Source organism: Yoonia sp. BS5-3 (genome assembly GCF_038069655.2).
In the GTDB taxonomy this organism is placed as follows: domain Bacteria; phylum Pseudomonadota; class Alphaproteobacteria; order Rhodobacterales; family Rhodobacteraceae; genus Yoonia; species Yoonia phaeophyticola.
Map to the genome: position 1 here is coordinate 3,681,320 of NZ_CP150951.2, position 25,649 is coordinate 3,706,968.

Consider the following 25,649-nt stretch of genomic DNA (forward strand, 5'->3'; position numbering starts at 1 on the left):
GACAGATGAATCCCCTTTATCGCAATGACCTGCCCGGGCAACTCCCCCAAAGCTGGTATGTCGCCAGCACCGATATTCCCCCCGAACGCCCCCCGCTTTACGGCGAAACGCGGGCCGATGTCTGTATCATCGGGGCCGGTTTCACAGGGCTTTCAGCGGCACGGCATCTGGCCGAAAAAGGGCTGGATGTGGTTGTACTGGATGCCCATCGGGCTGGTTTTGGGGCGTCCGGGCGCAATGGCGGACAGGTACATAGCGGGTTCAATGCCAGCCAACGCAGCCTGGAAAAAGCCTATGGGCGGGATAGAGCCAAGATGCTCTGGGCGTTCAGTCAAGAAGCCAAATCCGATCTACGTGGCACCTGCCAGGAACATGTCAACGACGCTATGTACCAGCCCGGCGTGGCACATGGGTTCTATACGGCCAAAGAGGCGGAAAAACAGACCGACGAAATCGCACATCTCGCCGCGACCTATGGCTATGATCAAATACGCCCTTTGCAGCCGGACGACCTGCGCGCATTGGTGAAATCGCCCCGCTATCAGGGCGGGTATCTGGATGAAGGCGGCGGGCATATTCACCCATTGCGCTATGCTTTTGGGCTTGCACGTCTTGCCGAGACGGCGGGCGCAAGGCTTTATGATCGCAGCGAGGTGGTTGAGATAAGGCATGGGGATCCAGCCTGTTTGTTGACCGGCGATGGCTGTGTCAAAGCGCGCCACGTGATCCTGGCGGGCAATGGCTATCTGCCAAAAATCGCGCCGCGCGTGGCCGCCAAGGTCATGCCGATCAATAGCTTTATCTGCGCGACCCAACCGCTGGGCGCAAAGGCGGCAGACATCCTAAGCCGCGATATTGCCGTAGCTGACAGCAAATTTGTGGTGAATTACTTTCGGTTGTCTGAAGATAAGCGGCTTTTGTTTGGCGGGCGCGAAAGCTACGGGATCGGTTTTCCCAAGGACATCCGCAGCGCACTTATTGCGCGGATGGTGCATCTGTTTCCGCAACTCAGCGGGACGCAGATCGATTATGTCTGGGGCGGGACTTTGGGGATCACCCTGCCTCGCCTGCCCGCATTGCAACGACTTGCCCCCAATGTCCTGTCTGGGGCAGGGTTTTCGGGGCATGGTGTGGCGCTAGCGGGTTTTACAGGCAAACTGATGGCCGAAGCAGTGGCAGGACAAGCCGGTCGTTTTGATACGCTTTGCGATCTTGATGTCCCCGACTTTCCGGGCGGTGCAGCCTTGCGGGCGCCCCTGCTCACCCTCGCGATGAGCTGGTATGCCTTGCGCGACCGGCTTGGCATTTAGTACTTAACGCAGCTTTAACCATGTTGCGGACATGCTGATGCGATGCAGCAGATACGAATGATCAAACGGGACAGGAATGACTGGCTGAGCCAGGTTTTTCACTGCCGCGCGGCCCAAATTGGTGGTGTGATCCGGCGGCAAATCGTTGATGTTGAGCGGGAGGTCGGTGTGCCGCGTTTTATCGCCGAGGTAAACCGCCGTGGATTTCGCCTGATCCGCACAGAGCACTATTTTGTCGTGGTCTGCAACAATGGCCCCATCGAGCTGCTTTGCTAAAACCAAATTTCTGAAAATTTGGGCCCAGAAGGAATTTCGCGAAATTCCTTCGCCGCTACTTGGTGAGCTTCGACAATTTTTCCTGCAATGCGGCCAGTTGATCCTTGATCTCTCCCAGATCATCACTTTCAGGCTCCGGCGCGCTTGTCCCAGGCATCATCCCGCCGGTCATCGCCTTGAAAAACGCTTCCTGCTGCGCCCGCATCGCCTCAAAGCCAGGCATGTTGGCCATCGGGTTGGCCTTGCCCATATTTTCCATGGCTTTGGATTGACCTTCGCGCAGCATGTCAAAACTAGCCTGCAGGAATTGTGGGACAACCGATGCAGCCTGACTTGTATAACTGCGAACCAAATCGGTCAGTACGCCAACGGGCAACACATTTTCGCCGCGGCTCTCATGCTCTGCAATAATTTGCAACAGATATTGACGGGTCAGGTCATCACCGGATTTCAGATCAACGATCTGCACCTCACGGCCCTCGCGGATAAACACTGCGATATCTTCCAACGTCACATAGTCGCTGGTCTCTGTATTATAGAGACGGCGGCTAGCGTAGCGTTTGATCAAAAGCGGTTTATCGGTGTCGGCCACGTTTTGTCCCTCCCAAGACATGTTGCACTGCAGAGAAGCCTATGCCGCGTCTGCGCAAAAAGAAAGCCTCAGCTGCAAAAGAACGAAAGACGGCCCATTTTCATGGACCGCCTTTCTCAATTTCCGACCCTCAGGGAGGCAAAGGTCATCATCGATTGTCTTACTTTGCAGCAGTTGCTTTCTTTGCAGCAGCCGTCACTTCGTCAGTCGCTTTTTTCGCAGCGGCTGTCATATCCTCGGACAGGTCTTTGCCAGCGGCCAAAACCAATTCCATAGTCTGTGTCTGCACTTTTTTCGCGATCTCGGCGAAAGCAGACATATGTTCAGCAGCGCTCTCGGCAGAGGCCGAAGCGAAATCTGTCATCGCTTTGGCATAATCAGCAGGCTCTGCTTTGGCTTTCGACATCGCTTCGACTTTCGCCAAAGTGTCTTGAGTCCATTTTGCAGAAATTTCAGCTGATTTGCCGGCTGCGTCGATCGCAACGGCAGACATTTTTTCCGCCAGGGCAGTCTGGTTCTTGAACTGCTCTTCCATTGCTTTGGTGTCGACAGGAAAAGCGCCTGTCAGGTCTTTGAAGATTGCTGTGAAGTCTTGTGTCTTAGCAGCCATTGTCGTCGCCTTTCATTCTCAAATGCAGGCTAACAACCTGCGGTTATCTCGTGACACCAATATGCGTGCTGCACCGCAGCATTTCAAGTATTTTTTCTGCATTGCAGCATAAAACTTTCAGAAATCACAAAATATGCGCAATATCAGCTACTTAGAGACAACATAACTCCCAGGCGCGGGCCCCAAAACCGGATGTGTGCCGTCGCCAGGTTGTCTGGCATCCGTCTTTTTACCCGATTTTTTCGACAACCAAGCATCCCAGCGCGGCCACCATGACCCGTCATGTTTGTCGGCCGCATCGTACCAATCATCCGCCGTCAGGCCCATTTCCTCATGGGTGTAATGCCCGTATTTCTTCTTGCTCGGCGGGTTCACGATACCTGCGATATGGCCTGACTCGGACAGGATAAAAGTCTTATCCTTCGATCCCATTTTCCGAACGCCTTCATAGCTGCTTTTCCAGGCCGCGATATGATCGGTCTCGCAGGCAATGGCGCAAAGCGGCACGGTCACATCTTTCAGGTGCACCGTCTCGCCGGCAATTTCAAAGCCACCCTTGGCAAATCGGTCTTCCTGGCAAAGTCCCCGCAGATACTCGACCGCCATCGTCGCGGGCAAGTTCGTGCCATCGCCGTTCCAATAAAGAAGATCAAAGGCGGGCGGCGCTTTGCCCATCATATAGCTTTTGATGGCAGGTCCGTAGATCAGATCATTTGACCGCAAAAAGGAAAACGTGCGCGACATGAAAAAGGAATCCAGAATGCCAGCCTCGGTCACCTCAGCCTCGATCCCATCGACAAAATCATCGTCAAGAAAAACGCCCACCTCACCCCGGTCTGAAAAATCAGTCAGCGTGGTAAAGAATGTCGCCGCATTGACGGATGTATCCTTGCGTTTTTTCATTAAGGCCAGCGTCAGGGACAGGGTCGTTCCTGCAATGCAATACCCAATAGCATTCACCTTTTTGACGCCGCAGATCTGTTTGACCTCATTGATTGCGGTCAGATACCCGTCTTCGACATAATCGGTCATGGATGTATTGCGATAGCCCGCATCGGGGTTCACCCATGAGACGACAAACACAGTATACCCCTGCGCCACGGCCCATTTGATCAGGCTGTTTTGCGGCTTCAGATCCAGAATGTAGAACTTGTTGATCCAAGGCGGGAAGAGGATCAGCGGGGTCTCATATACTTTTTCAGTCGTCGGCGCGTATTGGATCAACTCAAACAGGTGATTGCGGAAGATCACCGAACCGGGGGTCGTGGCCAGGTTCTGGCCCAGCTCAAACGCATCCCGATCTGCCAGCGTGACGACAAGATCGCCGTCATTCGCTTCAAGATCCGCGATCATGTTCTCAAGACCTGCGACAAGGCTTTCGCCCTCAGTCTCGGCGGCCAGGGCCAGCGCCTCGGGGTTGGTGGGCAGAAAATTCGTTGGGCTGATCATATCAACAATTTGCTGACTGAAGTAACGCAACCGCTTCTTTTCCGTCGAATCAAGCGTGTCGATATCCTCAATCGTCTGCTGCACTGCAGCGGCATTCATCAGATATTGTTGCTTGATGAAATTGAAATAGGGGTTGGTATCCCACAGCTCATGGGCAAAGCGTCGGTCCTTGGGGGTTTCGTCGCTGGGGGCCTCCAGCTTGCCTTGGGCAAGAAGATGCTGGGCCTCGACATAGTGTTTGACCGACTTGCTCCAAAACGCCAGCTGATGCTCAATCAGCTTGGCCGGGTTATGCGCCATTTCCGTCATATAGGCGGTTGCGGCCTTTAAATACAGCTCTTGGCTAGGGCCTTGCAGTGCAGGCGGCACCGCCCGTCCCTGCCCCATGACCTTCAACAAACGCTGTGTCAGCTCTTCGACACGGGCCAGGTTCGCCTCAAGTTTTGCGACATTCTGGCCTGCACTTGCGTCAAGCTCTAAATCGTTTGTTGTCATCTTAACCTTCCTATGCCTATGCTGCATGCGCAGCATACCCCACACACGACATCCATCGGAGACCGCTAGATGAAGTATATGATGACCTATGACCTGATGGAAAGCGCGCGCAACACCAATCAGTGGCTTGGGGCGACCGCGCGGGCCTTTGCGGCTTACCCGATGATGTCCTGGGGCGCAAACCCCGCAATGGATTGGCTGAAGGCCTGGGGCGAAGTGACCGAACGGACATTTTCGCGCATGGTGATGAAACCCGATTGGAACATCCCGCCCGTGACGTGCGACAAGGGAAAGGATCACCCGGTTGTTGTCGAAACCGTGCTTGAACGCCCCTTTGGCGATCTGATCCATTTCACCATCCCGGGGCGCGAGCCCAGCAAACGGCGGGTGTTGCTGGTGGCGCCCATGTCAGGGCATTACGCGACCTTGCTGCGCAAAACAGTCATCAGCCTGCTACCCGATGCGGATGTCTACACAACCGATTGGCACAATGCGCGCGACATTCCTGTCAGCGCGGGCAAATTCGATGTGGAAGATTACACATTATACCTGACCGATTTCATGCGCGAACTTGGCGCTGACCTGCATGTGATCGCCGTCTGCCAACCGGTGCCGCTGGCGCTGGCGGCTACGGCCTATCTGGCCGAACAGGACCCCTCGGCACAGCCCAAAACCCTGACCTTGATCGGCGGGCCAGTGGACCCCGAAGCGAACGCAACCGAAGTCACTGATTTTGGGCGCTCGGTGACCATGGGCCAGCTTGAAGAAACCATGATCCAGCGGGTCGGCTTTAAATATGCGGGCGTTGGACGAATGGTCTATCCGGGGCTGTTGCAGCTTGCCTCATTCATTTCGATGAATGCCGAATCCCACGCGACGGCCTTCCGCGATGAAATCATCCGCGTGGCCAAAGGCGAAGCGTCTGAGCATGACCGCCACAATGATTTCTACGATGAATATCTGGCCGTCATGGATATGACGGCTGAGTTCTACCTTTCCACAGTTGAACGCATCTTCAAAGGGCGTGAGATCGCGCAAAACGCCTTTGTGGTCGATGGGCACCAAGTCGACATGGGCAAGATCACCACCGTCGCGGTCAAGATCGTTGAGGGTGAAAACGATGATATCTCTGCGCCGGGACAATGTCTGGCCGCGCTGGATCTGCTGACAGGGCTGCCAGATGACAAAAAGGCGTCACATCTTGAACCCGGCGCCGGGCATTACGGGATTTTTGCGGGCAGCAGCTGGCGAAACAATATCCGGCCATTGGTCTTGGATTTCATCGACGCCAATGCCGGCAAGAAGACCAAGAAATCCGGCAAAGTCGTCGCGATCAAATAGGTCTGTTGGTGCGGGGCGGCGGACCGCCCCGACCTGCCACTATGCCATCACGGATTTTTCCGCAAAGCGCAGGTTCATCGGCGCATCATGCACCGACCGCCCTTCGGTGGTGACGGCAACGCTGTCATCAACCACCTGCAAGTCAAAACCACGGGACCAGCATTGCCCCTGCCCCCGTAGGTAAAACCCGAAATGCAACGTCTCGGCGCCCTCAGGCACATTCAACACAATGCGGCGCGACGTCCAATCTTGCGTGCCCGTCAAAACCCCATCGGTCTTGCGGGTCTCCATGTTGTCGAAACGGATATTCCGGCCCACCGCATCATCAACGCGCATCCAGATCGTCACAGCGCCGGTCACATGGGCACAGGACAGATCGGCAGTCAGCCTTAACCGCTTGCCACGGTAGTTCTCGGCATGGACCATCTGCATCAGCGTGATGAAGCCCAGATGCGGGCCGCGATGGTCCAGCGACTGGATCGTCACAGGCTGGCCGTCCGCATCAGGATCAATCCCGATCCGATAATCGGTCATGTTTGATCCGCCAACCTGCCAACCCAGCGGCAATTGCAAAGGCGCGATGCCAGAGGGATTTCCATCCGCCGCAGCCGTATTCCAATCGGCATAGCCCAACTGATGGGCAACAATTTCAAGACATTCGGCATGGGAAAGCGCCATGTCGCGCGCCGCCAAATCAGCACGCAAAGTCTTGGCCATCTTTTTAGGATCGCGTGAAGCGTTCATTTCGATCTCCTTGATCTGGGGACGAATGCTATCTCAGTACGCACATTGCTGACGGGTTCGCCCCGTAGTACAAGTTAGATCGGTCGTCATCATCAAAGGTCTTCACCAAACCCGATCGGGCGCGCGCGGCAGGTGACCTGAACCTTGGGGTAATCCTACGCCCGGGCAACCGATCCGTCAATTCTATGGGGCGCGCAAAATCAAAGGTGCTTTCATCCAGCGCCGCAGGGCGTCGGATACAGCATCAGGGGATTCCAGCGTGGGCAGATAGCCTGCCCCCTCGATCACCTCAAGCTGCGCATAGGGGATCAATTCCGCCATAAATTCGTGTCGTTTCAGCGGGAACTGCCCGTCATGGCGCCCGCAAACGACGATGGTGGGCTGTTTGATCTTGCGCAATGTGGCCTGCTGATCTTTGCGGCGCTGCAAAGCGCGGGCTTGTTTGACATAAATCGCGGGGCCCATATCGCGGCCCATATCATGCAGCAGCCGCACCAGTTCCACCTTATCAGATGTGGGCGCCATCCAGGTCGAATTGATTTCATGCTGCAAGACATCCGGCATCCGCCCCGCGCGGGCAGCAATGATATGGGGCTCGCGGGCGGCGGCGATCTCGGGGGTGTCGGGCTGCGCACTTGTACTGATCAACGCGATACGGGTGACGCGATCAGCCGCGCGGCGCAGAATTTCCATCGCGACCATCCCGCCCATACCCATACCTGCAAGCGCAAATTTGCTGGGGGCCCAGGTCAGGATCTGGCTGGCCACTTCCTCCATCCGCTCGCCGCGCGTGGTCGGGGCAAACATCACAGCATGGTCCAGCGACAGATCACGGATCTGCGCCTCAAACACCCGCGCATCGCATAAAAGCGGCGGGATCATCACCAGCGTTTCACTTGGCATCCAGGGCCTGCCCGATCTTCATACGCAACCTCTCATATGCGGAGATTTAACGTAACTTTGACGCGGCAGGGCAGGCCGCGCAAGCCCCAAGGCCGAATTATGGCGTGTCGATTTTAACCTGAAACATCACAAATCGTGTGCGACCGAAAGGGCGAGGCAGCGAATTTGTGGTACAGATGTAAACCGAAATGCCCTAGAGCATCGCAACCCAGTCCGAAATACGGCCCGCAAGCGGTGCGGTCTGCTTCGGACTAAAGACATCGCCCGCCATGACATGCCCTGACGCATCATCATCCGGCCCTTGCATCAGCAGATCAACCAAATAAGGGGCGCCCCAACGGGCTATGACCTTGCGGGTTTGCACCGCATCCACGACCTGATCATCCTCATTATAGGCAAAATAGGCGGGGGTTTGGATCACGGACAAATCGGCCTTGCGCACGGCGCGCACTGCCTCCGCCATGGGATGGACAGCCTTGGTCGGATATTGTGTTGTCCAATTGGCCGCATGGGCGTCCGAAATCGGCGCAAAGGATCGGGTGCGCCCCGCCACCAGATGCCCCCAGTAAGGCGCGCCCGGCAGATCAAGCATAAACTGGGCCAACCGGCTGCGCAGTCCAAAATTCGGCGAGATATGGATCATCGCCTTGGCCTGCACCCCGCCCGCCAAGGCCAATGTGGAAAGCGTACACCCGGTTGAACAGCCCATCAGGATCAGCTCTTCGCCCAGCAATTGGCCGATACTGATCGCCTCGGCCATATCGCGTTGCCAATCGGCGAAACGGGCCTCTGCCATAGCAGCCCCATCCTGGCCATGGCCCGTCAGACGGGTGAAAAAGATATTCGCGCCAAGCGACTTGGCAATCAGATCAGGCAATGGCCTGGTCTCGGCGGGGGCGGCTGAAAACCCGTGGACATAGACCAGCGCCACCGGGGTCCGCGCGGCAGGCCGGTTGGCCCAGACGATCTGCTTTTGGCAGCCAGGGCGCAGATTGGGCAGTTGGGCCTCAGCCGCATCAAGTGCGGCAGCGACGGTTGTGATATCATGCATCGCGGCGGACCATTGGACGGTAAATCAACAGCAGGGCCAGCACCGAAAGCGCTAGAATACCAGCCGGTACCAGCGTAATCGCCTGATGCAAAGCGCTCAATGCTTGTTCGGTTTGAGGGGTGACGCCGGCGGTTGTCTCTTGCCAGCCAGCCCGGGCCAGGATGACGCCCAACAAGGCAGGGGCCAGCGCATTTGCCAGCTTTTGGCCAAACAGCCAGATCGCTGAAAACGCGCCCTCAATAGCAGCGCCGGTCTGGGCGCGGGTCTTGTCCATCAAATCAGGATACATCGCCCACGGGATCTGCTGATAAGCGCCATTGGTGGCACCGGCGATAATAAACAGGCCCGCCACGACAGTGACGCTGGTCGCAGGCAATACGATATGCAGGGCATACAATAGCGCGACATAGGCCAAAAGCCCTAGGACAAGCGCCCACATCTTGCCCAGCCGATGCGACAGCAACACCCAGAAGACCTGGCTTAAGATAGCGCCCACGAAAAATGCCCCAAACAGAACGCTCAGAACGGACAAGGCAACAGCCGCGCCAGACAGGGCGTTCTGCCCATCATCGACAACCAAATAGGTGGCAGCAAAAGGCAAACCGGCGGTAATCAGCGCGACAGCCAGGGTCATGATGCCATAGATCAGGGCAAGCACGACAAAGCTGCGATTAGTGAAAACCAGCTTATAAGCCGCTGTAAATCCTGGCTGAACGGGGCTTTCGATCAAAGGCACTTTGCGGATCGACCAAAGCGACAGCCAGATCGCACCGATCATCAAAGGGCTGACATAAAGCGCCGCAAGCGGAAAGCCAAAGGCACCGGCAAGCCCCGGCAAAACGGCCCCGCCGACCAGAATACCAACTGTGGCAAAGCCCATGCGCCAGCCGGTCATGGTTGAGCGTTCACGCGGGTCCGCGGTTAGCTCTCCGGCCAGCGCGCTATAGGGAATGGCGCACATGGTAAAACCAATCGTGGCCAGAACAAAGGCTGCGATGACCCAAATCAACTTGACCGGCATGGCCGCCTCAAGCGGGGCCATGAAAAGACCAACCATACCCAGCGCCATGATCACAACGCCAACAAAAAGCCATGGGGCACGGCGGCCAAAACGGCTGGTCGTCCGGTCGCTTAGATACCCGATCAACGGGTCCGTCACCATGTCAAAGATCAGCACAACCGTCGTGACCAATCCAGCAATCCCAACGGGGACGCCCAGAAAATTTGTCAGGTAGTTCACGATCAGCAGCTGCTTGACGATGACAAAGACAACAATGCCCAAATCCGCCAGTCCCCAGCCCGCCTTTTGGCCGATGGATAATGCCATAGATGCTCCCCTCCCCGGGATTTGGATCACCGTAGGGGCGGGCGGGCGCGATGGGAAAGGATGACGTTGCGTTGCGCGCTGTTAGGCCTGCAAAACCTCTTCGACAGAGCGGGTGATCAGATCAAGGCAGGCCGCATCCGAAAACCGGTGATCGGCGCCGTCCACCAGGGTCAGCCGCATATCGGGGCCCGCCGCATGATCAAGCAGGCGCAGGGCCACGGACATCTTGACATCGACATCGGCGGTGCCTTGCAAAAAACGCGTGCGGAAGGGCAGCGGTAACGGATCGCGCAGCACAAGGCGTCCGCGCCCCTCTTCGATCAGACGCTGCGTGATGATGTAAGGCTCACCATAATCGGATGGCAACGCCACCTGCCCGGCTGTGCGCAATGCATCCTTTTGTGCGTCCGAAAACCCGGCCCACATGCTGTCTTCGGTAAAATCCGGGGCCGCCGCGATTGTAACCAACCCGGCGACACGTTCGGGCATATGACGGGCGACCAAAAGCGATATCCATCCGCCCATGGAAGAGCCAACCAGCACGACCTTGCCCGCCAGCAAGCCCAGCGCGGCGCAGGCATCTTCAAACCAATCGCCGATGCAGCCGTCGGTGAACGCTTCACTGCTTTCACCATGACCGGAATAATCAAACCGCAAAAACGCGCGGCCCGAGGCCTTGGCCCATGCCTCCAGATGCACCGCTTTGGTACCGCCCATATCCGATTTGAACCCGCCCAGAAAAACCACAGCAGGCCCGCTGCCATCGGTCAGATGATAGGCAATCTTGCGGCCTTGGGGTGTCGTCAGGAATGCGGGCATGGCTGTCCTCGGTTTTGCGGCAATTCGAAATGTCACAGCCAAACAATCACACAGGGCGACAAAGGCCAATCGCTGAGGGCTGCAATTCATGCAAAAATCAATACTGCCAGCGGATGATACGCACTATCCTTGACGCTATTGCAGGGTGATCCGTATCAGCCAAAATCGCAGCTTGCACTGCCTTCGTCCCAGCGGCCGCCCGCGTCCAAACAGTGATCACTCGCCAAAAATGGCCCGATATACAAAATCCAAATGGCAGCGATAGCAACAACTAAAAGAAAAACAATAATACGAAAAATCATCCCCAGGCCTCATCGGATCCTTTGCAAAATCAAACACATGGCAAATCGCCGTCTGTCATAAGGGCACCAGTCAGGTCTCAGAAATCGACTCGGCGCCCAGGGCTTTTTGCGTGAATGACCCATCCGAAACCATGTCGCCAAGCGCTGCATGCATATCCACAATCGAAATACTGTCCGATCCGCGCATGATTGCAAACTGCCCCATCCGGCGGGCAATTTCGCGCATAAACGCAGCAGAGCTTCCTTCGCTACGCCGGACACATTCTTCGGTGACGCCGGGTTCGAGCGACATATCAGCCTTATATAGATCAAGAAGCCGCGCACGGCAGGCCGCGTCGGGCAGCGGGATTTCAACAGCTTGGTCGATACGTCCGGGACGATCCCGCACAGCTGCTTCCAGTGTCTCAGGCCGGTTCGTTGTCAGAATAAACATGATCTCGGCATCATCCGTCAGACCATCCATGTGATTAAGAAGGCTATTCAGAAGAAGCTCAGAGCAATCTCCGCGATCTTCGCGGGATCTGGCCAATAGATCGGCATCTTCGATCACGACAACAGCGGGCTGCAAGGCGCGGGCAATCCCCATGATTTCCTCAAAATAGGCTACTTGCTCAGCCGTGACGAGAAGCGAGGTATGCTCTTTCATATGGCTCAGCACATACCGAATGAAATGCGTTTTACCGGTGCCTGGTGGGCCATACAGAAGCAGGCCTCGTTTGGTCGAAAAACCTTTGCTTTTCAACTTATCACGGGTCTCCACAAATTGAAAAACCGTCCGATCAAGGGTCTCAAGGGTGGGCTTGGGAAGAATGATATCATCCAGGGTCAGTGCAGGCAGCTTATGCACACGCAATGCACCCAGCCCGCCCATGTAGCTACGCCGTGTCTCAAATGAGAGCGCCTTGCCCCGATACACAGATTTCGCGCTCAGCGCTTTCGCAATCGCAGCAAGAATGGCCTGTGCCTCATCGCGGCCGCCAGCCCGTTCTGAGGCAATCACTTGCGCACGCACACCAGGAGTGGGGTCCATCCGCCCGACTTGGCTGATCAATAAGGCCACAGGCGCGCCTTCTATCTTGAACAACCACAGACCGTTGACGACACAGCGCGCCGCCTTCTCTTCGCCGATATCGATATCAAGATATTCCGCCGCCGAGATGACCGGGGGCTCGCGCCGCTCGTTCACGAGGGTTGAAAAGGTCAGGGTCTCATAACCACGTCCCGCGGTGATACCGGCAAATGTTGCCCCCGGCAGGACCGTTTCAATTGTGGCTTCCAAATCAGGTTGCACAGTGACGGGGAAAGTGCGTTCGACCGTGGACAGGGTCTCAAGCGCATTGTCGCCGAAATGCCGCATCAACCGCGCAATCGCTGTTTCGGGGCGCGGCACTGGCTTTGTTTTCTTGGGCGTTTTGTCTGTCATGGCATCACATTAATCAATAACGCCATATTTCCACCAATTATTGTCAGGATTGTGTCGTAGGGCGCAAAATCATCCATTGATTGCCGCGCGCATCGGCGGAACGGCATGACATGATCGGCAGTTGGCGCCAAACTGTCTGAGGTCTGTGAAACCATGCAAATGGCATGGGCGTACATACAAGATATGTACGCGATACATACGCATAATTTACACAGGTTTCCGGGCTTTAGCCGCCCACATAAATCGCTTTGCGGGGACGGTAAAAGATCTTTTGGTCATGCAACCGGCCCAGCAGCTCTTCATTGGCGCGCTGGTCCTGTTCGACCACGCGGATCGCGTCCAGATGGGCCGGGTTTTCCTCGGACAGGGCCAAACGGGTGCTCGACAATTCACGCCCGCGCGCGCGCAGCGCTTCCTCAATTAGGTCAACATCCTGAATGGTCAGATCGAATTTACGATTGTAGCTTGGCATGGCAGCACCCCAACATCTAGGTTTCCCATCGGAAACACTGTCGCTTTTAATAGGTTTCGCGTCGCAGTCAACGAAAACTTGGGATGCTGCCAGTCAATTACTGTTCCAGATAAAAGCCGCCGATCAAGACCAATGCATCCTCGCCCTCAGGCGTTGCAGTACCGGTCATGACCCCTGACAGATATTCGGCGTTGGGCCCGGAAAAGTTCCCAGCCACATCCGTTTCGATATCCATTTCGCCCGATGCGAAATCGACGCTGCCGTTCATCTCGCCAGTGACGATACCGATCGTCCGTTCAAAACTGCCATCCTCCAGCGTCAAAGAGCCATCAATCGCGTTGCCGTTCAGGTCATAGAAATTGTCGGCCCCGCCCGTGATCGTGCTCGTCGCAAAACTGGTCACCATCTGGGCCTGCCCAATTGCGCCATCCATGCTGCCGTCTTGCAGGGCGAGCAACATCGTCCCGTCATAGGTGGCGCTGCCAGTCGTCGGGATATCGTCAACCGGGGTCGCGCCAATCGCGACGATTTCATCGATTATCTCGGTATTGAGCGTATTGAGTTCTGCAAAACTTAGCGCCGTTTGGGTGGTTTCGGCCTCATCGCTGGCCATGCAGGCCGACAATGCGGCTGCTCCAACGCATAGGAGGTATTTTTTCAATAGCATTTTGTCTCTCGTGTTTTGAATGAAACATGAAAAAAGGTTCGACTCACACAACGCCTTCGATATACAGCGTTTTTTTCGGCGCTGATCCGTGAACTTGACACAGCGGCCTTTGCAGGCGAAACACCGCCGCACAACATAACCCGCAACCGGGCGTTCCGTGGGCGCCAAACCGACGAGGAGCCAAAACATGGCCCAGATTTCTCTGACTTTTCCCGATGGCAATGCGCGCCAATATGAGGCTGGCATCACAGCCGCTGACGTGGCCGCCGATATCTCTAGCAGCCTGCGCAAAAAGGCCATCAGCGCCACTGTAAATGGCCTGCATTGGGATCTGCAATGGCCTATTGAGGCCGATAGCAGCATCGCGATCAACACCATAAAAGACGAAGAGCCCGCGCTTGAGCTGATCCGCCATGACCTGGCGCATATCATGGCCCGCGCCGTGCAAGAGATCTGGCCAGAAACCCAAGTGACCATCGGCCCCGTCATCAAAGACGGTTGGTATTACGATTTCGACCGCGCTGAACCTTTCGTTCCCGAAGACCTGGCGCTGATCGAAAAGAAGATGAAAGAGATCATCAACAAACGTGACGAGGTCCGCACCGAGGTTTGGGAGCGCGACCGCGCGATCCAATATTACAAGGACCGGGGCGAGCCTTATAAGGTTGAACTGATCGAGAGCATTCCCGGCAATGAGCCGCTGCGCATGTATTGGCATGGCGACTGGCAGGATCTCTGCCGCGGCCCGCATTTGCAGCATACAGGTCAGGTACCAGCCGATGGGTTCAAGCTGATGTCCATCGCGGGCGCCTATTGGCGAGGCGACAGTGATCGGTCCATGTTGCAACGCATCTATGGCTGTGCCTTTACCAACAAGGAAGGTCTGCGCAAGCATATGAACATGCTTGAAGAGGCCGCCAAACGCGATCACCGCAAGCTTGGCCGCGAAATGGACCTGTTCCATATGCAAGAAGAGGCCCCCGGTCAGGTTTTCTGGCACCCCAATGGTTGGACCATATACACCGAACTGCAGGACTATATGCGCCGTAAACAGCGGCAGGGCGGCTATGTCGAAGTCAACACGCCACAAGTTGTTGATCGCAAATTGTGGGAGGCTTCAGGCCACTGGGACAAGTATCAGGAAAACATGTTCATCGTCGAAGTCGATGAGGAGCACGCGCGCGAGAAGGCAATCAATGCCCTCAAACCGATGAACTGTCCTTGCCATGTGCAGATCTTCAATCAAGGGCTGAAATCCTACCGGGATCTGCCTTTGCGTATGGCCGAATTCGGGTCGTGTAACCGATATGAGCCCTCGGGCGCGCTGCATGGGATCATGCGGGTGCGCGGTTTTGTGCAAGATGATGGACATATCTTCTGCACGGAAGAGCAGATCACAGAAGAAACTCGGCGCTTTATCGCGTTTCTGTCCGAAATCTATGCCGATCTTGGCTTTCACGAATGGACCATCAAGCTGTCCACACGCCCCGAAAAACGGATCGGTTCTGACGCGACATGGGACAGGCTTGAGGCATCATTGGGGGATGCCTGCAAAGCGGCGGGCCATTCGTTTGAAATACTGGAGGGCGAAGGCGCATTTTATGGGCCCAAGCTAGAGTTCACATTGACAGACGCTATCGGCCGCGATTGGCAATGCGGAACCTTGCAGGTGGATTCCAACCTGCCCGAACGGCTCGATTCCAACTTTATCGGCACCGATGGGGAAAAGCATCGCCCTGTCATGCTGCACCGCGCGACGCTTGGCTCATTTGAGCGGTTCATCGGTATCCTGATCGAAGAACACGCAGGCAAGCTACCTTTCTGGCTGGCACCCCGTCAGGTTGTTGTCGCCTCAATCGTTTCGGACGCGGATGACTATGTACAAGAGGTTGTCGCTGCGCTCAAAGACTCCGGCGTGCGGGCCGAGGCGGATATCCGCAATGAAAAGATCAACTATAAGGTCCGGGAACATTCTGTCTCGAAGGTTCCCGTCATTTTGGCCATCGGCGCGCGCGAGGTTGAAGAAAAGACCGTGACCGTGCGCCGACTGGGTGAAAACAGGACTTCTGTAACATCTCTGGCCGAAATTGTTTCAACCCTGTCTTCCGAAGCAACGCCGCCGGACCTATTGTAACAATTCAGGCCCAATAGCTGTAACAAACCCGCCGGTTTTCCGGCGGGTTCTTTGTTTTTAAGGGTATTTATAGCCCACACGCGCCGATCACGCCGCGATATTGGCTCACGGAAATGCGATGCACGCGTCTGTGAATGGTATGTTAGGCTTTCCATTGTTTAGGGTTTGCCTATCGCCACTTACGGCGCTCGTTTTTATTGACCCAATCGGAGGAACTCACGATGTCCAACGCAACCAAAACAATCGTTCTTGCCAGCGCCGTTGCTTCTGCTGTTGCAGGCCTGTCCACAACCGCAGCCGCCCAAGCCAACGAAAAGTGCTTTGGCATTTCGCTGGCCGGTGAAAACGACTGCGCCGCTGGCCCAGGCACAACATGTGCCGGCACATCAACCGTCGACTATCAGGGCAACGCCTGGACGCTGGTTCCAGCCGGCACTTGCGACACAATCGAACTGCCCGCCATGGCTGACGGCACCGAGCGTACCGGTTCGCTGGAAGAGCTGGATCGCGACCTGCCTGCATAAGAAAAATTGTGATAGGGTGGGATAACACCCGCCCTATCGCCCCCAAGATCAGGAGCCGCCACCATGCTTGATGCAACACAAAATTCGCAGCTCCCACCACGCCCTGGCGTTGGTTACAAGCCCCAGCATTACAATGATATCATGTCCGATCCCGGCCCCGTGGGCTGGCTTGAGGTCCATGCCGAAAACTATATGGGCGATGGCGGACGCCCCATTGCGCAGCTGCGCCATCTGGCCGAACGTTTTCCGATCTCTGTGCATGGTGTTGGCCTGTCTATTGGCGGCGAAGGCGATCTGGATGCCGATCATCTGGCCCGTCTGAAACATCTGATCGACTGGCTGAACCCCGCTAGCTTTTCCGAACATCTGGCCTGGTCCACCCATGATGCGCATTTCTTCAATGATCTGCTGCCCCTGCCCTATAACAACGCGACGCTGACCCGTGTCGCTGCCCATATCAATCAGGTTCAGGATACGCTGGGCCGCCAAATGCTGCTGGAAAACCCATCCAGCTATCTTGCATTCGCTGAATCGACCCTGTCCGAAACCGATTTCCTGCGCGAAATCGCAAAGCGCACTGGCTGCGGCCTGCTTTTGGACGTCAACAACGTCTTTGTCAGCGCCACGAACCTGAAAACCTCGCCTCAGGCCTATATTGATGATTTCCCCCTGGATGCGGTCGGCGAAATCCATCTGGGCGGTCATGATGAGGATGAAGACGAACATGGCGCGCCCTTGCTGATCGACAGCCACGGCAAAGCCGTTGTCGATCCGGTCTGGGCCCTGCTGGACTATACGCTAGCCAAATCCGGTTCCCGCCCCTTGCTGATTGAATGGGACACAGATGTACCTGAATGGCCTGTGCTTGCGGCCGAAACCACCCGCGCAGATGCGGCATTGGCGCTGGTTGCGTCATGAGCGTCAGCCAAGCCAGTTTCACCGCCACCATCCTCGATCCGGCGGCCATCGTGCCCGAGGGGCTGGTAAACCCTGACGGGACGACTGCCAGCAAACGTTTTGACGTCTATCGCAACAATGTGGCCGTCAGCCTGTCCGATGCGCTTGAGACCGCCTTTCCGGTTGTGCGCCAACTGGTCGGTGATCAGTTCTTCCGCGCCATGGCCGGGGTCTATCTGCGCAAACACCCGCCCAAATCGCCGTTGATGATGTTCTATGGCGATGCGATGCCGCAATTTTTAAGCCGGTTCGAGCCTGCCAAATCCCTGCCCTATCTGCCTGATATCGCAAAGGTCGAACTGGCGATGCGCCACGCCTATCACGCCGGTGATGCAGCGCCGATTGAGGGGCAAGCGCTTAGCGCTTTGGCCCCGGATGATTTGATGTCCGCCAGGCTCAGGCTTGCCCCTGCGATCCGCACCGTGGTCTCAGACTATCCTATCCATGCCATCTACGCGGCCAACACCCAGGCCGACGCACCGAAACCTGTGATGCAGCCCGAAAGTCTGCTGATCACCCGACCCGGCTTTGATCCGCAAATCCATCTGATCAACGCAGCCGGTGCAGGCTGCATTGCAGCCCTGCAAGACGGTCAACCGCTCGGCCATGCCATGGCCACAGCGGATGAAACACTTGATCTCGGCGCCATACTTGGGCTGCTTCTTGCCCAGGGCGCCGTGAGCGAAATTTACTGAAAGGCCCCAATTATGACTGAAGCCCCCAACGCGCTTGGCGCAATCTCTGCAAAACTGAACAAATCCGGCGACGAAGTCCTGCCATTCCTGGCCCGCTTTGTCTTTGCCGCTGTCTTGCTGATCTATTTTTGGAACTCTGGCATGACCAAGCTGGGCGAAGGGGTTTTGGGCATCTTCAGCCCCAGCCTCGGCGCCTATGCGCAGGTCTTTCCCAAGGCGATGGAAGCCGCGGGCTATGACGTGAGCCAATTGGGTCTGTTTCATTGGGCCGTGGTTGTCGCTGGGACAATCGCCGAATTTGTGCTGCCTCTGCTGATCCTTATCGGGCTTTTGACCCGGCTTGCGGCGCTTGGCATGATCGGCTTTGTTGTGGTCCAGTCTTTGACCGACCTTTACGGACATAATGGTTTTGAAAACGGCGTGCTGGGGGCTTGGTTCGACCGGCTGGCCGATGGCGTGATCCTGGACCAAAGGGCGTTCTGGGTTCTGTGCCTGCTGATCCTTATCTTCAAAGGCGCAGGTGCACTTTCGGTCGATCGCCTGTTGTTCAAAAAGGCCGACTAAAACAACGCGCCCTTCTAGGTGCTCACGATATCCGCAATGAAGCCCTGTCTGCCCAGATAGGGCTTTTTGCTAGCCTGCCCCGTCAAGATAGCGGGTTTGCACATCGGCTTTCCAACCAATGGTCCAGCCCTGATCACTTTGGATCACGGGGCGCTTCATCAGGGTCGGATAAGCGGCCAGCAGCGCGGCAGGGTCCATTTCTTTTTCGGCATCGCTCAGGCCCCGCCATGTGGTCGAGGCCCGGTTGATCGCCGCATCGCCGAATTCGGCAATAACCGCAGCCCGATCCGCGTCCGACAGCCCATCTTTGCGGACATCGACGACATCCGGGGCATATCCGGCCTCTGCCAAGGATTTGAGCGCTTTGCGGCAGGTATCGCAGCTTTTTAGGCTAAAGACTCTCATTTTGCCTCCTATTTAAGCGAAACATCACATGTAGGGCGGATGCGACGAACTGTCATTTGCCTTTTGCTTAAAACATATAAGTCTAGGGATACAAGGCGAAGGGAAGACCGCAGTCGCGGGGCCCAAGACTTGCCCTGCCCGCTAAGGGGCGCGACAACAAGGAGAGCGGAGCATGCCGAACGGTACCGTGAAATGGTTTAATACGACAAAAGGTTACGGCTTCATTGCCCCCGAGGAAGGCGGATCGGATATTTTCGTTCATATCTCGGCGGTTGAACAATCGGGGCTGACCGGATTGGCGGATGATCAGAAAATCTCATTCGATTTGATCGAAGGGCGCGATGGGCGCAAAATGGCAGGCAATCTGGCCATTATCGACTGACACAGCGCGCACCGCATCGAACGCAGCCTGCATGGTTTCTGGGCGGGCTATCGATGATGATGGGGCATCCGGCTGCGGATCAGCTCGCGCATATCCGTTTTCGGCATGGGCGGCTCATCCGGCATTTGCTGCGGCTTATTCAGATCTTCATGGGCAATATCATAGGCCTTTTTGTGGCTCATAAACACAAGAACGGCCCCCGCGCATTGTAGGCTGAACAGCCACAGCGTGATCAGGATGACGCAAGAGACCAGCACAATGGCCTCAACCCCAATCAAATCGAACCGCGCGGTTTCGGCAAACTGTTCGATCTGCTCTGCACCCAGGGCGATGCTATCCCCAAAACCAATCAAATGGGCGATAACACCCAGTATCGGGGTCAATAAGAACGTGCTGGCATAGGACAAGATCACAAGGATCAAAAGCGACCAAAACCCGCTGCCAAAGCCGTAGAATGGGGTATGCGCACGGCCATTCGGGTCAAGGCCAACAGAGGCCCCCACGAAAGGCACCAAAAGCGCGGCACGCACGCTTAACGTCCAGAAAATGGCCACAGCAAAGGCGGGCAGCGTGACGGCGGCATTCTCTTCGATCAGCCGCAGGAAAACGGCGTCCGACCCGGATGCGTTTATGCTGAGTATTTCCATCGGCGTCAGCGGCGTCGCCATCACAACAGCGCCGAAGGCAAGGGCGAAGGTGAGGAGGATGCAGAAACCTTCGAAAAGTCCGTACCCGACGGCGGGAAGGATCATGCTGGCGTAGCTATTTCGCGGTTGAACGCCTTTGGCCTGCATCCCGATCCTTGTGCCGATCATGGCGGGCATGACGCTGCAGGCCATCCCCATCGCCGCCGCCATCAGGATCGCAATCGCCGGCGAGATCAGCCCGAAGAGATAGCCGAACATCACCGCCACAATCGCGTAGACGCAAAAGACCAATACCATGATCGGCAAGACCAGCGCGTAACGCCATAGAATCGCAAAAGAAAATGGAAAGGCGCGAAGGATGTACAATCGGAGGCTCCTGACAGATGACGCTAAGTAATGACCGTATCACCGCAAAAAACAAAGAACTTATGTCGCGACGCGGGCAAAGTTCAAACGGACCGTGGCGACAGGGCAACGCCGCATTTGCGGTTCGCCCGGCGTGTGGCACAACATCAGGGATAACCGCCTTTTATATTGAAAAACAAGAGATTTCAGGAATATTCAGCCCGTACAGATCGCGTGCATATACTGTACGTACAGCCGCGCGCCTTTGCGGCGCAACACCCGGGACTTAGCGTAGCGCGAACTTGCGGGGCTGGCGGTCTTGCATGGCGTTCACTTGCGGCTGCCAAAGGCTGTCTGCCTTGCTGTCGCATTCACGGGTCAGCCGTTCAAGCAGATCACGGCGGATCGGCGCGAAGCTGCGGCGTGTGGTGTCGTTATTGGTCGTCGTCTGCGGTGTCGTCTGTGGCATGTCCGCCCCCGGCAAATGATGGCTCGGAACGATCTATACTGGAAATGCACCCTCAACTGTGAGGGGAACCCGACGTTAATCTTCCCCACGTGACGTGAGGTCATGAAGAAGATTGGCACTTTTTCACAACAAAATCGCGGGTATTCGGGCATCAAAGAAGGCCCGCAGAGGAATCTGCCGCCCCCGCAAATTGCCCTGCAAGACTTAACGAATCGTTAAATGCGGCCCTTGACCTATGGTAAGGCGGTCCGGGTTTTCGTGAACCGGCCATGGACATGGTGGAGGCATTGGGCCGTCGTGAGGGTTGTGGTCGGTGCGTCGCGCAACAGACGAGCAGCGCCCGGACCTCGGGATGATCGCTGCTTCGTCTGTGCTTTGCGATGTGGTCACATCAGATGCAGAGGTTGTGCAGGTTGCCGTGTTGCAGAAGCGCCTCCCAGTGGCGGAGGTCGGGGCGCGGCCCGGCGATGCTGGGGGGCTGCTTTACAAGTAGTTTTGTTGCTCAGGAGCGGCGGATACATCTAAAATATCAAGGCGAGTGGTTCGACCTGTCCGGCTGCGCGAGGCAAATGCCTCAATTTCAACGTCCGCGTTGTCGGACATCTTGGCGGTAGCATTTGCTCGCATGCTTCCTATAACCGAAGAAACATTCGTAGCGCTTCTGGCCCTCTCAAGCAACTCAAACGGTATTGGTCGTCTTTCGTCAGGAAGATAAATTCTACCTTTGAAGGTATTAATATTATAGCTTGATACCTTCCCAACAGTTGTGATTGGCGTATCGTCTTTGTCCCTATGGATCAGAAAATCGTACGTGCCGGCGTCGATCCGTGTTTCTTCTATGAACTCTGTCTCTGGTATCAACAAAGCGCTTTCAGCAGTCTTGGACCTAATAATCGGTCGGTGCATGTCGATGACCGATGGCTCGATTTTTTCGAGAAGTGAGTCAAATCGCTTTATGTCAAGTGGCGGGGGTTGGATCCGTTGATCTTGGGGCAGTTTTTTATTGAAATCCTCAAACTGCTCGCCAAGCGACTTCTCAATATCTACATGTTGCCCTGTGATTTTCTTGATCGCCATATCATAGATTGAAAATGCTAGATGCCCGATGGGAGTATCTGGGCGAGCCGTGCCAAAAGAATAAAGGGCGGCACCAACAAAAACCGCTATCTCCCAGCTTCCTTCTCGAGGAACTGACACCAACAGATCAGCTCCCTTAAGCGAGGGCGCTTGTGTTATTACCTCTCCATTGATGGCGTAGTGCGTCGTTATCGCAAGTGATCTCTGAAATCCCACTTGACCCTGTGCGGCGTCGTAGAAATCTAAAACATGATCTTCTGCGAGTTTACCATCGTACTTAAGCGAAATTTTCATATATCAATTGGTCCAATCAATGCCTTCACCCAATCACCTCTTCAAACTCCCGCCATTCCCCCTTGGACATTCCAGAGGTCTCTTGCGTTACCTCTTCACCTTTAAGCATGCGCCGCACGCAGTCAATCGCCTTTGACGAGAGCGTCGCACCGCCCATCCGGTAGTCCTCGAACGCGCCGTAAGCCGCGGGCACCCAGTCGGCGACGACTTTGCAGATCTCATCCGCATAGACCCGGATTTCATATTGCGCGTGGCTGTCCGCCCGCAGCCGCAGGAAGTGGAAGAGGTTATGCAGGTCCACCTTCCAATACCATTGCGTGTAGATATTGGCGGGCAGGTTCATCCGTGCCAGCTCGCGCGCGAGCCCCTGTTGCCCCTCTTGCCCGATCATTTCCTGGTAGTGATCATAGCAGCGGGCCGCGTCGCCTTTGAGATATTCGAGCACCCGCGCGGCCTCATCCCCGGTCAGCGCCTCGCCCCGCCCCTGATTGTTCACCACCGATTGCGCGGCCAGTTTGTCGGCCTCGGGGATATAGAATTCACGGTCCAGGATCGAATAGCGCGCCGAATATTCGTTCACATTCGCCGTCCGGTGCCGGATCCATTGCCGGGCGACGAAGACGGGCAGTTTGACGTGCAGCTTGATCTCGCACATCTCGAACGGGGTCGAGTGCCAGTGCCGCATCAGGTAGCGGATCAGCCCTGCATCGTTGGACACAGATTTGGTCCCCTTCCCGTAAGACACCCGCGCCGCCTGACAGATCGCCGCGTCATCCCCCATATAGTCGATCACCCGGATGAACCCGTGATCCAGCACGTCGTAAGCTTTGTACAGATGCTGCTCCATCCCCGGCGCGACCGCCCGTAATGTAGGCTGCGGATTGCCCCGCAATTCGTCGATTTCGGCCTGTTGTTCGGGGCTGATGGGCATGGTTGTCTCCGCCTGTTTGGATTCGGTTTCGGCAGCATAGATGATCGTGGGCGCGGGCAAAACCTATCTCGGGTCTGCAGGATTTTGCCGAAGCTGTGGCATCATGGTTGGATTATGCTATGCCAGCGTGCAGATGTGCTGGGGACAAGTGACGGAATTTGGAATGAAACTGCGCGTCTTGGCCTTTTTGGCCTGTTTTTGTCCTGTGCCCGTGCTGGCGCAGGATGTGGAATTGTCGCTGAATGATGCCCGTGTACTGGCCACCCGTGCCGCATCGTCCGGCGAATATGCCGTGGCTGTGGAACTTGCCCGCAAGCTACTGGCCGTCGACCCCGACGACCGAACCGCATTGATCGTACTGGCTGTGGCCGCGCCTCAGCTAGGTAATCCCGATGCCGGATGGCGCGCCGGTGCCCGCGCCTGGCGTTTGTCCGACACCGACGCCCAGAAATATGAGGCCGCCCGCGTGACGGCCCTGGCCGCAAACAATGCCGAGGCCTATACCCTCGCGACCATTTGGCTGCGTCTGGCCCTGCTTGACGCCCCCAATGAGGCAGAGCGCGAGCGCACCATCGCAGATGCCCGCATCGTGGACCAACGCAATCCCTGGTCGCCCAGCGTTGGCCTGTCCATTGTCCCCTCAAACAATGTGAATGGCGGCTCTAGCACCGATGAGGGAACCCTGGGCGGTGTCTTGTCCGAGGACGCCCAAGCGCTGCCCGGTATTCGAACCAGTTTGAACTTGGCCACCTCTTATCGGCTGGAACCCTCACCGCAGACCCGGATCACGTTTGGTCTGCGGCATCAGCCGTCATGGGTCCGGCTGGAAGACGAGACACTCTTTAACGGATCGGCCTTCAACAGCGCCTTATCCGAGGCCAATGCCCAGATCCTGCAGGGTGCCGAGAATGGCTTTTGGGTCTTTGGGGTTGCGACGGGTAGTTTCGATTTTGGCGGCTCGCCCTATTATGACTACAAGCGCCTCAACCTGTCTCGGGCGTTGAACCTGAACGACAATACCCTTTTGCAACTGAGCGGGATCCGCGAGTTTCAAGATTATGAATCCACGAATGTTGGCGTCGTACGGCGCGGCACGCTCAGCGCAAATCTGTCATACACATTGCCCAGCGGTGACCGGATTTCAGGCGGGTTGAGCTATCTTAGCAGCGATGGCCGCTTAGAGAATTTCGCATTTCAGCAGGTCTCTCTTCGGGGTCTGTATCAATGGACGGACCCCATCGGCCCCATCACCCTGACTGTGACTGGCGATATCAAATATGCGGATTATCCCGCCTATAATGAGGTGTTTGCTGTCCCCGGTGGCCGCGAAGACACCGTCCTGACACTAGGCGCGATTATCGGTTTTCCTGAAATTGAGATCGCCGGATTTGTTCCGGGCCTTTCGATCACGGCCAGTAAATCGGATAGCAACGTCACACGCTTCCAACGCGAGACGGTTTCAGCAGGTTTTACGCTTAGTTCATCGTTCTAGGCCGTGGATAACGGCGCCAAGCATCTAGCGGCATCGTTATCTCTGGCGCGTTGCTTGGTGGCGGGCTGACCGGCTAGGGCATCGCTTCACGCCATTTCCGCGGGACTTTCCAATAAACACTATGCCTTCAGCCGATAGCCTGTCTTCATCCAGCGCCAGCAAAGGCCCACGACCACAATGCAGGCGCCGCTGACAACCAGCAAACCGATCCAAGGGCTGCTATCACTGACTCCAATCATCCCAAAACGGACCCCGTCAATGATGTAGAAAAACGGGTTCGCATGGCTGAGCGCCTGCATGAAGCCCGGCAGCGCTTCAATTGAATAAAACGTGCCCGACAAAAACGCCAAAGGGGTGATCAGGAAATTCGAAATGGCCGAAAGCTGGTCGAATTTATTGGCAAATATGCCCGCGACCATCCCCAAAGCCCCCATCAGGATTGAACCAAGAAGAACAAAAACAACAACCCAGACAGGGCTTTGCATCCCAATGCCCAGAAACAAGGCCGATCCGGCGGCGATGACCACCGCAACCAAAGCCCCGCGCGCCACAGCGCCGCCCAGATAACCGACAACCAGCTCAGCCGCGGATAGGGGGGCATCAGCGTATCCACGATATTGCCCTGCACCTTGGCCGAGGCAAGGCTGGACGAGGTGTTCGCAAACGCATTCTGGATGACCGTCATGGTCAAGATGCCCGGGGCCAGAAAGGTCATGAATGGAACGCCCATCACCTCGCCGCGCTGCGGGCCAATGGCGATGGTAAAGATCAGCAGGAACAGGCCCGCATTGATCAGCGGCGCCATGACGGTCTGCGACCAGACATTCATAAAGCGGCGGATCTCGCGGCGGATCAATGTCCAGGTGCCCAGCCAGTTCACGCGGCCAAAACGGCGGACGCCCATTGCAGTCTTTGTTGTCATGGTAAACCATTCCTTCGTCTGTAAGACGGT

General features: G+C 56.3%; 27 protein-coding genes and 1 pseudogene. 11 read left to right on the forward strand and 17 right to left on the reverse strand.

Annotated features, from left to right (window positions below):
- Nucleotides 1–5 precede the first annotated feature (5 nt).
- Entirely contained in the window at nt 6–1,310 is a 1,305-nt protein-coding gene (locus tag AABB29_RS18570) for an FAD-binding oxidoreductase (RefSeq protein WP_341365501.1), read from the forward strand.
- A gap of 57 nt (nt 1,311–1,367) precedes the next feature.
- A complete protein-coding gene (locus AABB29_RS18575) occupies nt 1,368–1,586 on the forward strand; it encodes an N-(5'-phosphoribosyl)anthranilate isomerase (RefSeq protein ID WP_341365500.1) in 219 nt (72 codons plus the stop codon).
- Nucleotides 1,587–1,641: 55 nt separating this feature from the next.
- On the opposite strand, the gene phaR is transcribed toward AABB29_RS18575, so the two are convergent.
- From phaR to AABB29_RS18590, 3 genes are all read right to left on the reverse strand, one after another.
- Complete coding sequence (gene phaR / locus AABB29_RS18580; RefSeq protein WP_341365499.1) at nt 1,642–2,178, reverse strand: polyhydroxyalkanoate synthesis repressor PhaR; 537 nt, start codon at nt 2,176–2,178, stop codon at nt 1,642–1,644.
- Between the two features lie 160 nt (nt 2,179–2,338).
- The gene (locus AABB29_RS18585; protein ID WP_341365498.1) at nt 2,339–2,788 is read right to left on the reverse strand and encodes a phasin family protein; all 450 of its coding nucleotides are present in this window, start codon (nt 2,786–2,788) and stop codon (nt 2,339–2,341) included.
- A 147-nt stretch (nt 2,789–2,935) separates the two neighbouring features.
- The gene (locus AABB29_RS18590) at nt 2,936–4,732 is read right to left on the reverse strand and encodes a class I poly(R)-hydroxyalkanoic acid synthase (protein WP_341365497.1); all 1,797 of its coding nucleotides are present in this window, start codon (nt 4,730–4,732) and stop codon (nt 2,936–2,938) included.
- A 69-nt stretch (nt 4,733–4,801) separates the two neighbouring features.
- On the opposite strand from AABB29_RS18590, the gene phaZ reads away from it, so the two are divergent.
- Nucleotides 4,802–6,073 carry a polyhydroxyalkanoate depolymerase gene (gene phaZ, locus AABB29_RS18595; RefSeq protein WP_341365496.1) on the forward strand — a complete coding sequence of 424 codons (1,272 nt, stop codon included), beginning with the start codon at nt 4,802–4,804 and terminating at the stop codon, nt 6,071–6,073.
- Between the two features lie 39 nt (nt 6,074–6,112).
- Here phaZ and AABB29_RS18600 read toward each other — a convergent pair whose 3' ends face one another.
- The 8 genes from AABB29_RS18600 to AABB29_RS18635 form a co-directional block, all read right to left on the reverse strand.
- Entirely contained in the window at nt 6,113–6,817 is a 705-nt protein-coding gene (locus AABB29_RS18600; protein ID WP_341365495.1) for a glyoxalase superfamily protein, read from the reverse strand.
- 183 nt (nt 6,818–7,000) lie between these two features.
- The gene (locus tag AABB29_RS18605; protein ID WP_341365494.1) at nt 7,001–7,720 is read right to left on the reverse strand and encodes an alpha/beta hydrolase; all 720 of its coding nucleotides are present in this window, start codon (nt 7,718–7,720) and stop codon (nt 7,001–7,003) included.
- Nucleotides 7,721–7,913: 193 nt separating this feature from the next.
- Complete coding sequence (locus AABB29_RS18610) at nt 7,914–8,771, reverse strand: serine aminopeptidase domain-containing protein (RefSeq protein ID WP_341365493.1); 858 nt, start codon at nt 8,769–8,771, stop codon at nt 7,914–7,916.
- Nucleotides 8,764–10,098, reverse strand: coding sequence for an MFS transporter (locus tag AABB29_RS18615; protein WP_341365492.1), 1,335 nt, complete (start codon nt 10,096–10,098; stop codon nt 8,764–8,766). Before AABB29_RS18615 ends, AABB29_RS18610 begins: the two co-directional genes overlap by 8 nt.
- 81 nt (nt 10,099–10,179) lie before the next feature.
- The gene (locus AABB29_RS18620; RefSeq protein WP_341365491.1) at nt 10,180–10,917 is read right to left on the reverse strand and encodes an alpha/beta hydrolase; all 738 of its coding nucleotides are present in this window, start codon (nt 10,915–10,917) and stop codon (nt 10,180–10,182) included.
- Between the two features lie 372 nt (nt 10,918–11,289).
- Nucleotides 11,290–12,642, reverse strand: coding sequence for an AAA family ATPase (locus tag AABB29_RS18625; RefSeq protein WP_341365490.1), 1,353 nt, complete (start codon nt 12,640–12,642; stop codon nt 11,290–11,292).
- Nucleotides 12,643–12,868: 226 nt separating this feature from the next.
- Nucleotides 12,869–13,114 carry a hypothetical protein gene (locus tag AABB29_RS18630; protein WP_341365489.1) on the reverse strand — a complete coding sequence of 82 codons (246 nt, stop codon included), beginning with the start codon at nt 13,112–13,114 and terminating at the stop codon, nt 12,869–12,871.
- Between the two features lie 97 nt (nt 13,115–13,211).
- Nucleotides 13,212–13,781 (reverse strand): transferrin-binding protein-like solute binding protein, encoded by a 570-nt coding sequence (locus AABB29_RS18635; protein WP_341365488.1) that lies wholly within the window; start codon nt 13,779–13,781, stop codon nt 13,212–13,214.
- Nucleotides 13,782–13,968: 187 nt separating this feature from the next.
- On the opposite strand from AABB29_RS18635, the gene thrS reads away from it, so the two are divergent.
- From thrS to AABB29_RS18660, 5 genes are all read left to right on the forward strand, one after another.
- A complete protein-coding gene (gene thrS, locus AABB29_RS18640; protein WP_341365487.1) occupies nt 13,969–15,915 on the forward strand; it encodes a threonine--tRNA ligase in 1,947 nt (648 codons plus the stop codon).
- Nucleotides 15,916–16,136: 221 nt separating this feature from the next.
- Nucleotides 16,137–16,439: a DUF2282 domain-containing protein gene (locus AABB29_RS18645; protein WP_341365486.1), complete on the forward strand. Its 303-nt coding sequence runs from the start codon at nt 16,137–16,139 to the stop codon at nt 16,437–16,439.
- A 63-nt stretch (nt 16,440–16,502) separates the two neighbouring features.
- Nucleotides 16,503–17,357: a DUF692 domain-containing protein gene (locus tag AABB29_RS18650; protein WP_341365485.1), complete on the forward strand. Its 855-nt coding sequence runs from the start codon at nt 16,503–16,505 to the stop codon at nt 17,355–17,357.
- Nucleotides 17,354–18,091: a DNA-binding domain-containing protein gene (locus AABB29_RS18655; protein WP_341365484.1), complete on the forward strand. Its 738-nt coding sequence runs from the start codon at nt 17,354–17,356 to the stop codon at nt 18,089–18,091. Before AABB29_RS18650 ends, AABB29_RS18655 begins: the two co-directional genes overlap by 4 nt.
- 12 nt (nt 18,092–18,103) lie before the next feature.
- On the forward strand, nt 18,104–18,655 hold the full coding sequence (locus AABB29_RS18660) for a DoxX family membrane protein (protein WP_341365483.1): 552 nt from the start codon (nt 18,104–18,106) through the stop codon (nt 18,653–18,655).
- 69 nt (nt 18,656–18,724) lie between these two features.
- Here the strand turns inward: AABB29_RS18660 and AABB29_RS18665 are convergent, their stop codons facing one another.
- Nucleotides 18,725–19,060, reverse strand: coding sequence for an ArsC/Spx/MgsR family protein (locus AABB29_RS18665; protein ID WP_341365482.1), 336 nt, complete (start codon nt 19,058–19,060; stop codon nt 18,725–18,727).
- A 172-nt stretch (nt 19,061–19,232) separates the two neighbouring features.
- Here AABB29_RS18665 and AABB29_RS18670 point away from each other — a divergent pair, with 172 nt between their 5' ends.
- Entirely contained in the window at nt 19,233–19,442 is a 210-nt protein-coding gene (locus tag AABB29_RS18670) for a cold-shock protein (protein ID WP_341365481.1), read from the forward strand.
- Nucleotides 19,443–19,489: 47 nt separating this feature from the next.
- Here AABB29_RS18670 and AABB29_RS18675 read toward each other — a convergent pair whose 3' ends face one another.
- Both AABB29_RS18675 and AABB29_RS18680 read right to left on the reverse strand, forming a co-directional pair.
- The gene (locus tag AABB29_RS18675; protein ID WP_341365480.1) at nt 19,490–20,455 is read right to left on the reverse strand and encodes a hypothetical protein; all 966 of its coding nucleotides are present in this window, start codon (nt 20,453–20,455) and stop codon (nt 19,490–19,492) included.
- A gap of 265 nt (nt 20,456–20,720) precedes the next feature.
- Nucleotides 20,721–20,903, reverse strand: coding sequence for a hypothetical protein (locus AABB29_RS18680; RefSeq protein ID WP_341365479.1), 183 nt, complete (start codon nt 20,901–20,903; stop codon nt 20,721–20,723).
- A gap of 352 nt (nt 20,904–21,255) precedes the next feature.
- Between AABB29_RS18680 and AABB29_RS18685 the strand changes: the two genes are divergently transcribed.
- Nucleotides 21,256–21,396, forward strand: coding sequence for a hypothetical protein (locus AABB29_RS18685; protein WP_341365478.1), 141 nt, complete (start codon nt 21,256–21,258; stop codon nt 21,394–21,396).
- Here AABB29_RS18685 and AABB29_RS18690 read toward each other — a convergent pair.
- Complete coding sequence (locus AABB29_RS18690) at nt 21,387–22,274, reverse strand: hypothetical protein (RefSeq protein WP_341365477.1); 888 nt, start codon at nt 22,272–22,274, stop codon at nt 21,387–21,389. The two genes, AABB29_RS18685 and AABB29_RS18690, sit on opposite strands and share 10 nt — an antisense overlap.
- A 25-nt stretch (nt 22,275–22,299) precedes the next feature.
- On the reverse strand, nt 22,300–23,205 hold the full coding sequence (thyX, locus tag AABB29_RS18695; protein ID WP_341365476.1) for an FAD-dependent thymidylate synthase: 906 nt from the start codon (nt 23,203–23,205) through the stop codon (nt 22,300–22,302).
- 163 nt (nt 23,206–23,368) lie between these two features.
- On the opposite strand from thyX, the gene AABB29_RS18700 reads away from it, so the two are divergent.
- On the forward strand, nt 23,369–24,697 hold the full coding sequence (locus tag AABB29_RS18700) for a surface lipoprotein assembly modifier (protein ID WP_373636679.1): 1,329 nt from the start codon (nt 23,369–23,371) through the stop codon (nt 24,695–24,697).
- A 119-nt stretch (nt 24,698–24,816) separates the two neighbouring features.
- Here the strand turns inward: AABB29_RS18700 and AABB29_RS18705 are convergent.
- Nucleotides 24,817–25,601, reverse strand: a pseudogene (locus AABB29_RS18705) (ABC transporter permease).
- Between the last annotated feature and the right edge of the window lie 48 nt (nt 25,602–25,649).

Excerpts from the sequence above, each read along its gene's own strand:
- AABB29_RS18570 (WP_341365501.1), top strand. The coding sequence starts at position 6 with ATGAATCCCCTTTATCGCAATGACCTGCCCGGGCAACTCCCCCAAAGC.
- AABB29_RS18575 (WP_341365500.1), top strand. The coding sequence starts at position 1,368 with ATGATCAAACGGGACAGGAATGACTGGCTGAGCCAGGTTTTTCACTGC.
- AABB29_RS18585 (WP_341365498.1), bottom strand. The coding sequence starts at position 2,788 with ATGGCTGCTAAGACACAAGACTTCACAGCAATCTTCAAAGACCTGACA.
- AABB29_RS18590 (WP_341365497.1), bottom strand. The coding sequence starts at position 4,732 with ATGACAACAAACGATTTAGAGCTTGACGCAAGTGCAGGCCAGAATGTC.
- phaZ (WP_341365496.1), top strand. The coding sequence starts at position 4,802 with ATGAAGTATATGATGACCTATGACCTGATGGAAAGCGCGCGCAACACC.
- AABB29_RS18600 (WP_341365495.1), bottom strand. The coding sequence starts at position 6,817 with ATGAACGCTTCACGCGATCCTAAAAAGATGGCCAAGACTTTGCGTGCT.
- AABB29_RS18605 (WP_341365494.1), bottom strand. The coding sequence starts at position 7,720 with ATGCCAAGTGAAACGCTGGTGATGATCCCGCCGCTTTTATGCGATGCG.
- AABB29_RS18610 (WP_341365493.1), bottom strand. The coding sequence starts at position 8,771 with ATGCATGATATCACAACCGTCGCTGCCGCACTTGATGCGGCTGAGGCC.
- AABB29_RS18615 (WP_341365492.1), bottom strand. The coding sequence starts at position 10,098 with ATGGCATTATCCATCGGCCAAAAGGCGGGCTGGGGACTGGCGGATTTG.
- AABB29_RS18620 (WP_341365491.1), bottom strand. The coding sequence starts at position 10,917 with ATGCCCGCATTCCTGACGACACCCCAAGGCCGCAAGATTGCCTATCAT.
- AABB29_RS18625 (WP_341365490.1), bottom strand. The coding sequence starts at position 12,642 with ATGACAGACAAAACGCCCAAGAAAACAAAGCCAGTGCCGCGCCCCGAA.
- AABB29_RS18630 (WP_341365489.1), bottom strand. The coding sequence starts at position 13,114 with ATGCCAAGCTACAATCGTAAATTCGATCTGACCATTCAGGATGTTGAC.
- AABB29_RS18635 (WP_341365488.1), bottom strand. The coding sequence starts at position 13,781 with ATGCTATTGAAAAAATACCTCCTATGCGTTGGAGCAGCCGCATTGTCG.
- thrS (WP_341365487.1), top strand. The coding sequence starts at position 13,969 with ATGGCCCAGATTTCTCTGACTTTTCCCGATGGCAATGCGCGCCAATAT.
- AABB29_RS18645 (WP_341365486.1), top strand. The coding sequence starts at position 16,137 with ATGTCCAACGCAACCAAAACAATCGTTCTTGCCAGCGCCGTTGCTTCT.
- AABB29_RS18650 (WP_341365485.1), top strand. The coding sequence starts at position 16,503 with ATGCTTGATGCAACACAAAATTCGCAGCTCCCACCACGCCCTGGCGTT.
- AABB29_RS18655 (WP_341365484.1), top strand. The coding sequence starts at position 17,354 with ATGAGCGTCAGCCAAGCCAGTTTCACCGCCACCATCCTCGATCCGGCG.
- AABB29_RS18660 (WP_341365483.1), top strand. The coding sequence starts at position 18,104 with ATGACTGAAGCCCCCAACGCGCTTGGCGCAATCTCTGCAAAACTGAAC.
- AABB29_RS18665 (WP_341365482.1), bottom strand. The coding sequence starts at position 19,060 with ATGAGAGTCTTTAGCCTAAAAAGCTGCGATACCTGCCGCAAAGCGCTC.
- AABB29_RS18670 (WP_341365481.1), top strand. The coding sequence starts at position 19,233 with ATGCCGAACGGTACCGTGAAATGGTTTAATACGACAAAAGGTTACGGC.
- AABB29_RS18680 (WP_341365479.1), bottom strand. The coding sequence starts at position 20,903 with ATGCCACAGACGACACCGCAGACGACGACCAATAACGACACCACACGC.
- AABB29_RS18685 (WP_341365478.1), top strand. The coding sequence starts at position 21,256 with ATGATCGCTGCTTCGTCTGTGCTTTGCGATGTGGTCACATCAGATGCA.
- AABB29_RS18690 (WP_341365477.1), bottom strand. The coding sequence starts at position 22,274 with ATGAAAATTTCGCTTAAGTACGATGGTAAACTCGCAGAAGATCATGTT.
- thyX (WP_341365476.1), bottom strand. The coding sequence starts at position 23,205 with ATGCCCATCAGCCCCGAACAACAGGCCGAAATCGACGAATTGCGGGGC.
- AABB29_RS18700 (WP_373636679.1), top strand. The coding sequence starts at position 23,369 with ATGAAACTGCGCGTCTTGGCCTTTTTGGCCTGTTTTTGTCCTGTGCCC.